The organism is Saccharibacillus sacchari DSM 19268, from assembly GCF_000585395.1.
GTDB lineage: Bacteria > Bacillota > Bacilli > Paenibacillales > Paenibacillaceae > Saccharibacillus > Saccharibacillus sacchari.
Genome location: NZ_KK073875.1, coordinates 3,032,719 through 3,045,340, shown reverse-complemented (window position 1 = coordinate 3,045,340; position 12,622 = coordinate 3,032,719). Strand labels below are relative to the sequence as shown.

The 12,622-nt window shown below is 53.4% G+C and carries 11 protein-coding genes; 4 read left to right on the top strand and 7 right to left on the bottom strand.

The window, feature by feature from the left end; translation table 11 throughout:
• Positions 1-110 precede the first annotated feature (110 nt).
• Positions 111-668 carry a GNAT family N-acetyltransferase gene (locus SACSAC_RS13000; protein ID WP_037287016.1) on the top strand — a complete coding sequence of 186 codons (558 nt, stop codon included), beginning with the start codon at positions 111-113 and terminating at the stop codon, positions 666-668.
• 16 nt (positions 669-684) lie between these two features.
• Here SACSAC_RS13000 and SACSAC_RS12995 read toward each other — a convergent pair whose 3' ends face one another.
• The 3 genes from SACSAC_RS12995 to SACSAC_RS12985 all read right to left on the bottom strand — a co-directional run bounded on the left by SACSAC_RS12995 (position 685) and on the right by SACSAC_RS12985 (position 4,837).
• Entirely contained in the window at positions 685-1,185 is a 501-nt protein-coding gene (locus SACSAC_RS12995; protein ID WP_037287014.1) for a GNAT family N-acetyltransferase, read from the bottom strand.
• Positions 1,186-1,269: 84 nt separating this feature from the next.
• Positions 1,270-2,478: an MFS transporter gene (locus SACSAC_RS12990; RefSeq protein ID WP_037287011.1), complete on the bottom strand. Its 1,209-nt coding sequence runs from the start codon at positions 2,476-2,478 to the stop codon at positions 1,270-1,272.
• Between the two features lie 244 nt (positions 2,479-2,722).
• Positions 2,723-4,837, bottom strand: a complete 2,115-nt coding sequence (locus SACSAC_RS12985; RefSeq protein WP_037292778.1) for a molybdopterin-containing oxidoreductase family protein — start codon at positions 4,835-4,837, stop codon at positions 2,723-2,725.
• 347 nt (positions 4,838-5,184) lie between these two features.
• On the opposite strand from SACSAC_RS12985, the gene SACSAC_RS12980 reads away from it, so the two are divergent.
• Entirely contained in the window at positions 5,185-5,877 is a 693-nt protein-coding gene (locus tag SACSAC_RS12980) for a hypothetical protein (protein WP_037287008.1), read from the top strand.
• A gap of 176 nt (positions 5,878-6,053) precedes the next feature.
• Positions 6,054-6,638, top strand: a complete 585-nt coding sequence (locus SACSAC_RS12975) for an LOG family protein (RefSeq protein WP_037292777.1) — start codon at positions 6,054-6,056, stop codon at positions 6,636-6,638.
• Between the two features lie 116 nt (positions 6,639-6,754).
• On the opposite strand, the gene SACSAC_RS12970 is transcribed toward SACSAC_RS12975, so the two are convergent.
• A complete protein-coding gene (locus SACSAC_RS12970) occupies positions 6,755-7,591 on the bottom strand; it encodes a formate/nitrite transporter family protein (RefSeq protein WP_037287004.1) in 837 nt (278 codons plus the stop codon).
• 245 nt (positions 7,592-7,836) lie between these two features.
• On the opposite strand from SACSAC_RS12970, the gene SACSAC_RS12965 reads away from it, so the two are divergent.
• The gene (locus tag SACSAC_RS12965) at positions 7,837-8,802 is read left to right on the top strand and encodes an aminoglycoside phosphotransferase family protein (RefSeq protein ID WP_084778046.1); all 966 of its coding nucleotides are present in this window, start codon (positions 7,837-7,839) and stop codon (positions 8,800-8,802) included.
• Between the two features lie 259 nt (positions 8,803-9,061).
• On the opposite strand, the gene SACSAC_RS12960 is transcribed toward SACSAC_RS12965, so the two are convergent.
• The 3 genes from SACSAC_RS12960 to SACSAC_RS12950 all read right to left on the bottom strand — a co-directional run bounded on the left by SACSAC_RS12960 (position 9,062) and on the right by SACSAC_RS12950 (position 12,457).
• Positions 9,062-10,456: an FAD-dependent oxidoreductase gene (locus SACSAC_RS12960; protein ID WP_037287002.1), complete on the bottom strand. Its 1,395-nt coding sequence runs from the start codon at positions 10,454-10,456 to the stop codon at positions 9,062-9,064.
• A 384-nt stretch (positions 10,457-10,840) separates the two neighbouring features.
• Positions 10,841-11,719: an ABC transporter ATP-binding protein gene (locus tag SACSAC_RS12955; RefSeq protein WP_037286999.1), complete on the bottom strand. Its 879-nt coding sequence runs from the start codon at positions 11,717-11,719 to the stop codon at positions 10,841-10,843.
• A gap of 291 nt (positions 11,720-12,010) precedes the next feature.
• Positions 12,011-12,457 carry an AbrB/MazE/SpoVT family DNA-binding domain-containing protein gene (locus SACSAC_RS12950; protein ID WP_037286996.1) on the bottom strand — a complete coding sequence of 149 codons (447 nt, stop codon included), beginning with the start codon at positions 12,455-12,457 and terminating at the stop codon, positions 12,011-12,013.
• Positions 12,458-12,622: the final 165 nt, after the last annotated feature.

Genomic DNA, 12,622 nt, shown 5'->3' with positions numbered 1-12,622 from the left:
AACCTCACTTTTAGCGTTGACAAAGCAATAGACCGCTTCGGCGGTTTTGACGCACCGAACGCGTTGGAGTAGCATAAGGAACATCATCCCCGCGAAAAGGAGACCTCTCTATGTTCAGCCTTCCGTTAAAAGAATCCGTACAGCTCAAACCGCTGCGCAGCGGCCATGCCCGCGAACTGCTTCAATTAATCGAAAGCTCCCGCCATACGCTGGGCCCCTGGATGCCGTGGACGCAGCAATTGCGGGCGCTTGAAGATGCCGAGGAATTTATCGGCAATGCAGCCCGGCTTTATGCCGACAACGACGCGGTTACCGCCGGGCTGTGGGAACGCGAGCGATTGGCGGGAGTGATCGGCTTTCACGAGATCAACTGGCGCAGCCGTTCGACCCAGATCGGCTATTGGCTCGGCGAATCGTTCGAAGGACGGGGCTTGATGTCGCTGGCCTCACGGGCGCTGATCGACTATGCTTTCATCGAACTGGGCCTGCATCGGATCGAGATCCGCTGCGCGACGAACAACAAGCGCAGTCGGGGAATTCCCGAACGACTCGGCTTTCTGCTTGAAGGCGTGCTGCGTCAAGCGGAGAAGCTGGACGACGGTTATGCGGATCATGCGGTCTACGGGATGCTAGCGGAAGAATGGGGCGCGAAGCGGCCGCTTTTTTAAGCGTGTTCTTTGCCGTTTATAGAAGCCAGCAGCTCATCAACACGTCGTCGACGAATTTTCCGTCGATATGATACTCCCGCTCCAGCTTGCCTTCGATCGTAAAGCCGCAGCGCAGATAGAAACGGATCGCGTCCTCGTTCGTCGACAGCACGCGCAAGCGCAATTTTTTCACGCCCCGACGCATCGTATGCAGCTTGATCGCCGCAATGAGCTTCCGACCGACGCCCACCCCCTGGTAGGCCGGATGGACCGCGATATAGATCTCCGCCACATGCGCGTTGCTGAACATCAGAGTCGGCGGCCGCCAACCGATGCAGCCCACCGCGATTCCGTCGCATTCGGCCACCAATTGATTCTCCGGCGGGCAGTTGCGCAGATAATGCGTACGCGACTTCCAGACCGGAATCTGCGGCGAGTTGCGAGAATTCCACACCAGCTTATCGATCCGCATCAACGGCTTGGCATCTTTTATCGTCGATTCGCGAATCGTGACTTCATTTTCGATCGTTCGCTTCATCCCCGCTCCTCCTCTACCACTTGGGCTATTACCTCGAGTCATTCAGTTCTGTACGTTTTCCCTTTTCAAAAAAGCCTGCCTGATCTATTCCGCTGCAATCGCTTGAGACGAACGTTGAAGCCGATGGTTAAGCAGGAAGAACAAACACGACAGAATCGCCGCTGCCACAGCCAGCCATGCGACAGGCTCAAGCCCGCCTTGATCGTACAAAATCCCCATAATATAAGGTCCGATCACTCGTCCCGCTTGCCCGATGCCGCCGGATACCCCGAGGTAGAACGGCGCATTGGCGCTCGTGCGCTCGGAGATAAAAGCAGGCATGGCGGGCTGGAATAAAATCTCGCCGATCGTCGCCAGGAACATTGCCGCGACCAGCGCTCCGTAATGAGGGAATAGCAGGATAACCAGGTAACCCGCCAGATAAAACAGGCTGCCTGCGGTCATTTGCGATTCCGGCTTGCGGGCGAAAGCGCGCTTCATCCAGGAAATAAGCGGCTGAAGCGCAAAGATCAACACGCCGTTCATCGTCCATAGAATACTGTAGTGGGACGGCGGATTGCCTTCCGACAGAATCGCCGGCGATACGCCGCCGTTCCAGATACAGTTGCCCAGCCACAGGAATAACGCGCCCAGTCCCATATACAGATAGACGCGCGTGTTCATCAGCAGCGGCAGCGCTTTTTGCTGACGCTTGGACGCTTTCGCTTCCACATGCAAACCGCCTGCCCGATCGACGCGATTCAAATAAACGAAGAAATAGACGGCAAACAACAGACACGTAAAACCGTTCAGTACAAAAGTGAGCGGAAACGAAAGTTGAGCCAGCGGTCCGCTCAGTGCCGTACCCAATGCAACGCCGATATTGTTGCCGACATAGATGGTATTGAAAATTTCGCCTCGGCGCGAAGCAAAGCGGAAGCCTATAAAAGCCTGGATCGCAGGCAGGGTCATCGCATTGCTGAAGCCGACGATCAGCATCGTCACCATGTACAATCCCCAATGGCTGCTGACGATAGGCAAAGCGAACAGCGATAATGCGTTGATGAACAGCGAACCGACCAGCAGTTTTTTCACGCCGATCCGATGATACATCGCGCCGCCGACCAACTGTCCGGCGATTCCGCCGAGCGATTGCAGCAAAATGACCAGTCCCGCGTCCTGCATGCTGCGGCCCAGCTCGCCGAACACGTACATGGTGGTCAGCGGCCACATGAGCGCGCTGCCGGTGGAGTTGATCAGGCTGGCTAGCAGCAAGGCTTGAATTTCTTTGGGATAACGTTGGAGCCAATTCATGTACGTTCTTGTTCCTTTCTTTGTCGAGCTGAGGCTGGCGGGAAAGTTACTTTGGCGAGGGAAGCGAGAAGACTGCGAGAAAAATTCGTTCAAGACGCTGTCTCACTCGGAAAATGGATTGGATTGAAATAAGGAATTTTCCGAGTTCAAAGGCGTCTTTCACTGAATTTTTCTCTCCGTCTTCTCGCTTCCAGCTACGTTGGACTTTCTCGGCAGGTTTTTATTTTTTAAAAAATCCTGTACTTCACTCAATCTCTCTTTGCGGCGTCTCCGCTTTCTGCGCGTGTCTGACTTCGACCGTTGTGGAAAAGAACGTCGCACCGCCGCCCATGTCGGCGATTCGGGACGAGGTGAGAGCGTTAGCCAGGCGGCGTTTATTTGTAGCGGTTTCGCTCGGCTTCGTGTTCCACCATAGTCCTTGGCTGACAACGGTTCCCGGCAGCATCAAGTCGGTGACGACGGCTTTTAACGTATAAACGCCGCGGGCGTTGTAGGCTTCGACGAGTTGTCCGTCTTCGATGCAGCGGGCTTCCGCGTCGTGCGGATGAATCTGAAGCGTCGGCTCCTTTTCCATGGACTGATGTTTCTCTACATTCGCGAACGTGGAGTTCAGGAAATTGTGATTGGGCGGACTGACGAACATGAGCGGGTAGTTCTTGTTTTTGGACCCGCGATTCTCGCCGTCGAAGCCTTCCTCAAGCGGCATGTAAGTTGGGAGCGGCGGAAGGCCGAGTTCTTGAAGCTGCTGCGAATACAGTTCGATTTTGCCTGAAGGCGTGGTCAATCGCTGCAAGTAATCGGCTTTTGGCGACATATCCAGTTCGACGAAACGTTCGGCTTGCAGACGCTCCAGCGTCACGCCTTTCAAATAAGGATTATCCGGGTTGTCCAACGCCGCGCGAACGACGTTCGCTTCCGGCTCGCGGAAAGCCTCGTCTTCAAAGCCCATCGCCTGAGCGAGCAGGCCGAACAGCTCGAAGTTGCTTTTGCTCTCGCCGACCGGTTCGATTACCGGCTCTTGAAGCTGCACGTAGTGATGCCAATACGACGTATATAGATCGGTATTTTCGAAGCTTGACGTGGCAGGCAGCACGATATCCGCGTACTTCGCCGTATCGGTCAGAAACAGTTCATGCACTACGGTAAACAGGTCTTCTCGCTCCAGTCCCTCGCGTACGCGGTCGGACTCCGGCGCGACGACGGCGGGATTGCTGCCGAACACGAACATTCCTCTTACTTTCGGCTCGGTTGTCAGCAGAGCATCGGCCAGCTTGTTCATATTGATCGTGCGAACGCCGGGATTCGGCCGCAGATCGGGACGCGTCAGCGCATCGTCGTTCAGCGAAGCGTACGAACCGTTGGACTTGAACGCACCGCCGCCGCGCGTCCATTGTCCGGTCAACGCGGGCAAACAGGATACGGTTCGCACGGCCATGCCTCCGTTATCGTGATGCTGAAGCCCGTTGCCGATATGGATATGGCTCGGGGACGTCTCGCCGTATAGCGTTGCCAATCGAACGATATCTTCGATCGAAACGCCCGTAATGCGCGAAACCCGCTCAGGCGTATAGTCTTTGACATGTTCGCGCAATTCTTCGTGTCCGACGGTATGCTCCCGCAGGAACTTTTCGTCCGTCAGGCCGCGTTCAAACAAGACATTCATCATCCCGAGCGCAAGCGCCGTGTCCGTGCCCGGATACAGAGGGATAAACCAATCCGCCCGTCTCCCGGTCAAATTTTTATGCACGTCGATCACGACGATCTTCGCTCCGTTCTTGCGTGCTTGCTCCATCAACACGGTCTGGTGCATGCTCGTGCTGACGATATTGCCGCCCCACACGATAAACAGCTTGGCATTCAGCGTATCTTCCGGACTCGAACCTCCGCCGAAGCCCATCGTGTACTTCCAGCCGGTATTTCCCGCCGAGTTACAGATCGTATAGGCAAGCTTGGACGCACCCAATTTGCCGAAGAAACGGCGATCCATGCCTTCCGCGTTCAGCACGCCCATATTGCCGTAGAAACTGTACGGAAGGATCGAATCCGATCCGTGCTCGGCGGACAACCTCGCAAACTTCTCTGCGATCTCCGCAAGAGCTTCCTCCCACGAAATGCGCACGAAGCGCCCCGATCCTTTTGGACCGGAACGCTTCATAGGATAGAGCAACCGATCCGGATGATGTACCTTTTCGGCCATATGCCTCACTTTATTGCAGATCGCCCCTTTGGTTGCGGGATGATCGGGATTGCCTGTGACTTTGACGATTTTGCCTTCTTCCTTGTGCAGCAACAGGCCGCAGGTGTCCGGACAGTCGAGCGGACAAACCGCCGGAAACACGCCGCTAGGCCGTTCGGTCATGGACATGACGGACGGCTCCTTTCTCGCATAAAATCATAAATTCTTCCAGGCCTTTATTGTAGCATAATTTGCCGACGAAATATTTTTTCGCGCGCGAAGCAGACAAGTGTTTCAATGATACGTACTCGCGGTTATTTAAAAGCATTGGCAAATAGGCGGTAAATGATGTCCCCTTCATGAGCTGTACCTTCTGCCATATCATGGACCACTCCCGAAATTCGCCTTCACAAGCTCCTTCCCCCGGACTTGTGAAGGCGAATTTATTTTGTATTACTTTTTCTTCCGCGGACGCGTCTATTACCTATAGGTGCATCTTCATTACGCGTTCATTCGAGGAGGAGAAGACTTTGCTTACAACGAAAACACGCATCGCCGCCGTAATCGGATCCGCAGCGGCTTTTATCGGATACGAATGGAAAAGGGGCGGAGAAACCGAACCTCGCGCAGCCTGGCAAAACGTGCCGGAAGTCCAAACGATGTACGATCCCGAAGAAGTGGACCTCGGCGCGTCGAATACGAGCATATTGGTTCGCGTCAAAACGATAACGGGCAAGTCGCTGGAAGACATCGTGAAAGAAGCGGCGGCCTACGAATACAAGCATCAGATCGACGAAATCCATATCGACGACGAGATCATCGACGGCGATCATGTGCTGGCCTCGTTTCCTTACGTTTACCGGGGCGAGCCTTATCAAGGAACCGTATTGGCCAAACGCAAAGGAAACAGCTACGTCTATGAACGTCTGGACTTTTTGCCCGAATTAACCGACGAAGGCAAACCGCTGCCGTTCGTTCCCTTTACGGGCTCGACGAGCATCCAAGGGCAAGAAGAAAGCCTGTCCTGGGTCGGAGGCACGATCAACGACAAACGGATTCATCGGATCGTCATGAACTATGAACTGGGCAAGATCGAGATCCCGATCGAGGACGATCAGACGACTTATGTCCGAGCGGATCAGGGAGACGTCATGGAATCGGAGCTTTTATACATCGAAGGACAAGACGAGAACGGCAAAGCGCTGTACACGTGGCAATATTAAATTGGGCGGGTATCGATTCGGCTTTACGCGGCGCATCGAGCTTTTTCAACTTCGATTCCATGCTTTTTAACATGCGTTTTACCCGGCGTTCGGACCTGTCGGCTTCGGCGGCGCTATGTTATATTGAGCCTGATGCACCAACAGGTTTATCCATTTTCAAAAAAGGAGCGAACATCATGCCAAACAGTATTGCCGTGTTCTGCGGTTCGAGAGAAGGGGCTTCGCCTGCTTATATGGAAAGCGCACGCGCGCTCGGTCTTGAGATGGCCAAACGCGGAATTACGCTCGTCTACGGCGGCTCGCGAGTCGGCCTGATGGGCGCGGTCGCCGATGCCGTGCTGGATAACGGCGGAAGCGCGATCGGCGTACTGCCTACGTTCATGCAGACCCGCGAAATCGCGCATTTGGGCTTGACCGAGCTGATTATGGTCGAGTCGATGCACGAGCGCAAAGCGAAAATGGCCGAGCTTGCCGAAGGTTTCGTCACGCTGCCCGGAGGCTCCGGCACGATGGAAGAATATTTCGAGGTATTCACCTGGGCGCAGCTCGGCCTGCATACCAAACCGATAGGCGTGCTGAATGCCGCAGGCTATTACGACCCGCTGATCGCGTTGTTCGACCGGATGACCGGCGAAGGCTTCGTTACGCCTCAGCACCGCGAAATCCTGTTAACCGCTCAAGAACCGTCCGCGCTGCTGGATCAGATGCAAGCCTACCGCGCGCCGGAAGTTCCGCAGATTCTAACCGAGGAACGGACTTAACGCGTTGTCGTACTTCAGTCTTTTGAAAAAGACAGTAAAAGAACCTGTGCACGCCGCCTTCCGCGCGACGCTCCACAGGTTTTTTTTCATCTCGGAATATCGGGGAATCTTCAGCTTCAAGCGTTCTTTTTCAACTCTTGAGCGCCATAACTGCCTTGTCCCGCCGCAGTAACTTTCATTTCCGCGGGCTTACGCAAGTATGTGCCCCAATAAGCGGCGGCGACGAAGATCGCTCCGCCCGTGAGGTTGCCGAGCCATACCGGTACGAAATTCGCGAAGTACTGGGCCCATGTAAAATGTCCTTCGAAGATCGCCGCCGGAATCAGGAACATATTGGCTACAACGTGTTGGAAGCCGATCGCGACAAACGCCATCGTCGGGAACCAAATGCCGAGGATTTTGCCGCTCATATTGTCTGCGCCGTAGCTGAGCCATACCGCCAGAGCGACCAGCCAGTTACAGCCGATCCCGGAGATGAACGATTGCAGGAAGGTGCTGTCGATCTTATGGCCTGCCATATCCACCAGCTTGTCCAGATAAGGGCCCGAAGAAGTCAGACCCACGACGTGACCGAAGAAATAAGCAACGAAGATCGCCCCGGCAAAGTTCGCAATAGTGACCAGGACAAGATTTTTCACCATTTCGCCTGTCGTGATTCGGCGCGCGATACGTGCCAGCGGCACGGCCATCATATTCCCTGTCAGCAGTTCCCCACCCGCAAGCAGAACCAGAATCAGTCCGACCGGGAAAACAGCCGCTCCAATAAAGTTCGCCATGCTGCCCCATTCTTCCGGCGTATTGGCAATCACCCGAATATCCAGCAGGAACCCCAGCGAGATAAACGCCCCGGCCAAAAATCCGAGGATCAGAACGGAGGAAAGCGGACTATGCGCCTTCTTGACGCCGTTCTCGACCGTGACCTCAGCGATTTGCGGCGGTTTGTTGTAAGCCATTATTGTCGTCCCCTTTATAGCTAAAATTTGAACAATTCCTTCTCGTACCCCATTTTAGCCTAGAAGGTCGAGCGAGTACGTGATAAACCTCATAAAATCGCAGATAAAGTGAATAATTTCACGTATTTTCAGGAAAATCATTTCCTTCATTGTCCATTAGGGCGATCCCTATACGTGTCCCGTACCTTCCCTATTTAACTTTAGACTTCTCTGTCTTATAGTATGTAAAAAAGGAGGCGTTCACGATGAATAGCCATGCTTCAGTATATTCCCCGATCCCCGAGTGGATGACTAACATTCCCGGGTCCGATGCTTGGACAGCGGCGGAACCGATTCATAAAGGCTGGTCCGCGGACCGGAAATACCGAATTTACACGCATGACGGCCGCTCGCTGCTGTTGCGACTGTCCGAAGCCTCGTCGGCGGATGCCAAAAAAGCCGAATTCGAGCGCGTAAGCCAAGCACGTGCATTGGGCATTCCGATGTCGTCTCCGATCGACTTCGGCCTATGCGCAGGCTCGGGCGATCAAGGCGGACCCGACGGCCAGCCTTTCGTCTACTCGCTGCTGAGTTGGATCGAGGGCGAAGACGCGCAGGATATTCTGCCTCGCCTTGCTGACCACGAAGCGTACCGTCTTGGACGCGAAGCCGGAGAATGGCTGCGCCTCATGCATACGCTCCCTGCTCCGGCAGGAACAATTTCGCCTGCCGCTGCCGCCCGGGCAGAGATCAAACGCAAGCAGCTCAAATACGAATCATGCGTCTACCGCCTTCCTTTCGACCGCGAACTGATCGCTCAGATCGAATCCCGTCTCCCGCTTTTGAAGAATGTCTATCCGGCATTCCGCCAAGGCGACTACCATCCGGGCAACATGATTCTCGCTCCCGACGGCAGCCTGCACATCATCGACTTCAACCGCTCCGATTACGGCGACCCTTATCGCGATTTCAACCGCCTGGTGACCTTTACGAGCCGGATCAGCCTGCCTTTCGCCAAAGGCCAACTCAACGGTTACCTGGAATCCGCTCCGCATCCCCCGGACTTCTTCGGCCGCTTGTCCCTCTACTGCGCCCTGGAATGCCTATACGCTATCGTCTGGGCCGCTCCTTTCGGCGAACCCGAAATCAGCGACACCCTGAAGCGCTCCGGACAAATCTGGACCGACTTCGACGGCTTCAAGCAAAACGTCCCGATCTGGTACGACAAATAAGCCGTGCGACGCATCGCGCCGCACGGCGGAGCCAAACTCGAAAAGCCGTCCCAAGACGCAATGCGGCGCCGGGACAGCTTTTTCTTTTATCTTTATTTTTATTTTATTAAAAGTCCGAGCACGGACGACTATAGCGAGCGGAGGGAGAAATTCAGTGAAAGACGCCTTTGAACTCGGAAAACAACCTACTCAAATTCAAATCCAGTTTTCCGAGTGAGACAGCGTCTTGAACGAATTTCTCCCGCAGCCCTCAGCTTAATCAGGCGTTCGTCTGCTCCTTCACCGAACGTGCCGCTCTTTCTTCCGCCTCCGAAGCCGGCTGCGCGTCCATCGCCGCGAAGCCCAGCGAGTTCAGGTAGTTCCACGGTTTGTTGTAGTGCGGTTGGAAGAAGAAGTCGACAAAGGCCAGTTCTTCGACGGTCATTTTGTTTTGAATGCAGACCGACAGCGTGTTGATCGACTGCGTGAGGTCTACCTTCGACATGAGCTGCGCGCCGACGATGCGGCGGCTGTCTTTTTCGAACACGATCTTGAAGGTCGCTTTTTCGTACTCCGGCATAAACTCCGGACGGTAGTTATCTTCGAACGTCGCTACGGCTACGTCAAGACCTGCTTCGCGAGCCGCTACTTCGATCATGCCGGTCGCCGCGATGTTGTTTTCGTAGATTTTGATGCCGCTTGTGCCCTGGGTGCCCATGTAGGCAATTTTCTTTTCGACCAGGTTCAGCGCGACGAGCGTACCCATGCGCACCGCGTTGGTCGCCAACGGAATGTACGCGGCTTTGCCTGTCGGATTGTAACGGATCGCGCAGCTGTCGCCGGCGGCGTATACGTCTTTGACGCTGGTTTCCATGTAGTTGTCAACCAGGATCGCGCCGTTCGGCAGCATGTCGACTTGGTCTTTGAGCAGTTCGGTATTCGGACGGAAGCCGATGCACAGGATCACGAGATCCGCTTCATGTTCGCCTTTCGACGTGACGACTTTTTGCACTTTGCCGTCTTTGCCTTCGAAGCGCTCCACTTTCTCGTCCAATGCCAGCGTAATGCCTTTTTCCATCAGCGAGTCTTCGATACGGTCCGTGAACTCGGCGTCCAGGTATTTGCTCAGGATGCGTTTTTCCGCGTCGATCAGCGTCACTTCTTTGCCGTTCATCTCGAACGCTTCGACCAGCTCGACGCCGATGTAACCCGCGCCGATCACGACGACGTTTTTGGCGGTTTTGGCTTTTTCGATAATCGTGTTGGAGTGATTGAAGTTTTTCGAAAGGATGATATTGTCCAGCTCAATGCCTTCGAATTGCGGAATGATCGGCCACGAACCGGTTGTCACGATCAGTTTGTCGAACGTATCGTCGAACTCTTCGCCGTTCTCTAGATTGCGCACGGTGAGGGTCTTGCCTTCGGCATTCACGTTCAGCACTTCATGACGCATGCGGGTCTTCACGCCCAACGTCATCAGATGTTCCGGCGAGGAATAGAAAAGGCCGTCAGGGTCTTTGACCACGCCGCCGACGTATAACGCGATGCCGCACGACAAGAAAGAGATATTATCGTTGCGCTCGTACACCGTGATTTCGGCATCCGGGTAAAGCTTGGCGGTGCGGACGATAGCGGCGGTTCCTGCGTGCGTACAACCGATAACTGCGATTTTCATGAGTGAATTCCTCCAATAGGATGATTTTTTTATGAGACATGACTTTGCTTGCAAAGTGATGTGAAAATTTGTACATAAGGTTTTAAAAAAAAGATTTTCTAACAACTACCCGGCTCAAGGTGCAGTGACGCTTTATTGTGAAATTCTTCACCTTGCTAGCTGAGTTAGTTTGTGAATGTGTTCACCTGATACCCTTATTATAGTGTGACATTTTTCACATTGCAAGTGGTAATCTTTAGTTTGAGCCTAAATTCACATATTTGTCACAAAACAAAGCCTTTTGATCGATATTCGGGCGTGCCGACGTAAGATTAGTCACGGAAAAGCGAAAAACCGTAGGCCGAAATTTACTCGGCCTACGGTTTTTTATCTGCGGATCGCTTCTTACTGCGAAGCGGTACGGCGTACTTCGCTGCCGCTTCCGTTATTGAGCGGCATGACGCCTTGCACCGTCGCGTCGCGTTTGCGTTCTTCCGACAACGCGTACAGCGCGTACGGCAAACACAGCGGCACGCCCGTGCGCGGATCGGTCACGATGTCCGCTTCGATGCCGAACACTTCGTGCATGACGAGCGGGCACATCACTTCGAGCGGAGTCCCTGAAGCCAGTGCTTCCCCCTGCTTAATCGCGATCATATGTTGGGCAAAACGGGACGCATGGTTCAAGTCGTGCACGACCATGACAATCGTACGGCCCTGTGTTTTATTCAAATCGTACAGCAGTTGAAGAACTTCGAGTTGGTGCGCCATATCCAAATAGGTGGTCGGCTCGTCCAGGAACAGAATGTCCGTTTCCTGAGCCAGCGCCATCGCGATCCATGCACGCTGACGCTGACCGCCGGATAACTGGTCGATCGGACGATCATGGAATTCGCGCATGCTCGTAACGTCAAGCGCCCATTCTACGACCTTTTTATCTTCGGCCTTCAGCGTACCGAAGCCTTTTTGGTGAGGAAAACGACCGTAGGAAACCAGTTCGGTCACGGTGAGTCCTTCCGGTGCGGTCGGCGTCTGCGGCAGAATGGCCAGTTGCTTCGCGATTTCGCGGGTCGACTGCTTGTGAATGGATTTTCCGTCGAGCAATACGCTTCCGTTTTTCGGGCGCATCAGGCGGGCCATCGTTTTCAAGATCGTCGATTTGCCCGAGCCGTTCGCTCCGACCAATGCGGTAATTTTCCCTTGCGGAATTTCAATATTGAGATCCTTGACGATCAGACGATCCTCGTACGCGATATCAAGGTTAGTTGTGCTTAAACGGAACATAAATGAATCATTCCCTTCCGAAAAGTCTTAGAGCCTTATATGAAAACCAAATGGAGTTGCTCGTCTACGTCCATACTATCGCCATCATCAGAACTTCATTCTTTCTTCATTACTGTTTAAGATACTGATAATCATTATCAAATGTCAAGTTAAATTTGAGTGATGCCATTTTGTTAACCCAGACAAAAAGGCCCAAAAGCCCCCTCGGCTTTTGGACCTCTCCCATCGGGAAGTCGCACTACAAACACGTGCACATATAGGATAAGTAGTTTGGAAAGTAACGACGATCGTCTAGGACTTGTACTTCAATTGCTTTTTGAGCTGGCTTACCCGACTCTGGCTGATTCCCAACATCTGAGCAATCTCGCTTTGACTGGCTTCCGGATGGTCGATCAGTGCCTGTTCCAAGCGCGGCAGCATATCCGACACCCGAATCCGCTTTTTGGATGCAGATTCGTCAATGGTCGGAGCTTGAGTCACCGGCACGACCGGCGCATGCTTGAGTTCCTGTAGACACGAAGCACATACGAATTGATCCTTGTAATAGACAACGCTATCCAGCGTGCGGCAGAATGAACATTCCGTTGACTTATACTTGCGCATGACAAGCATGCCGTCATCCGTTACGAAAAATTCCAACGAATCGCCAATCTCGATATTTCTCGTCCCCCGAATTTCGCTAGGGATCACGATCCGCCCGAGACTATCCAAACTACGAATCATACCGGTATCCTTCATTGTGAATTCCTCTCTATGTGAAGTTAGAGTTTAGCTAAAAAGTTTATTTAATATGCAGTATAGCATATTTCGGAATAATTTCTACTTTTTGTTTAAAAAATTACTGAATATCCAAATGCGATTTGTAAGGCCCTCCGAGGCAAAACCACGCTAAATTCATTGTAA

What these genes read in the sequence shown, in the direction of transcription:
- SACSAC_RS12985 (WP_037292778.1), bottom strand. Translation starts at nt 4,837, where the DNA reads ATGACCGAACGGCCTAGCGGCGTGTTTCCGGCGGTTTGTCCGCTCGAC.
- SACSAC_RS12990 (WP_037287011.1), bottom strand. Translation starts at nt 2,478, where the DNA reads ATGAATTGGCTCCAACGTTATCCCAAAGAAATTCAAGCCTTGCTGCTA.
- SACSAC_RS12965 (WP_084778046.1), top strand. Translation starts at nt 7,837, where the DNA reads ATGAATAGCCATGCTTCAGTATATTCCCCGATCCCCGAGTGGATGACT.
- SACSAC_RS12995 (WP_037287014.1), bottom strand. Translation starts at nt 1,185, where the DNA reads ATGAAGCGAACGATCGAAAATGAAGTCACGATTCGCGAATCGACGATA.
- SACSAC_RS13000 (WP_037287016.1), top strand. Translation starts at nt 111, where the DNA reads ATGTTCAGCCTTCCGTTAAAAGAATCCGTACAGCTCAAACCGCTGCGC.
- SACSAC_RS12955 (WP_037286999.1), bottom strand. Translation starts at nt 11,719, where the DNA reads ATGTTCCGTTTAAGCACAACTAACCTTGATATCGCGTACGAGGATCGT.
- SACSAC_RS12960 (WP_037287002.1), bottom strand. Translation starts at nt 10,456, where the DNA reads ATGAAAATCGCAGTTATCGGTTGTACGCACGCAGGAACCGCCGCTATC.
- SACSAC_RS12970 (WP_037287004.1), bottom strand. Translation starts at nt 7,591, where the DNA reads ATGGCTTACAACAAACCGCCGCAAATCGCTGAGGTCACGGTCGAGAAC.
- SACSAC_RS12975 (WP_037292777.1), top strand. Translation starts at nt 6,054, where the DNA reads ATGCCAAACAGTATTGCCGTGTTCTGCGGTTCGAGAGAAGGGGCTTCG.
- SACSAC_RS12950 (WP_037286996.1), bottom strand. Translation starts at nt 12,457, where the DNA reads ATGAAGGATACCGGTATGATTCGTAGTTTGGATAGTCTCGGGCGGATC.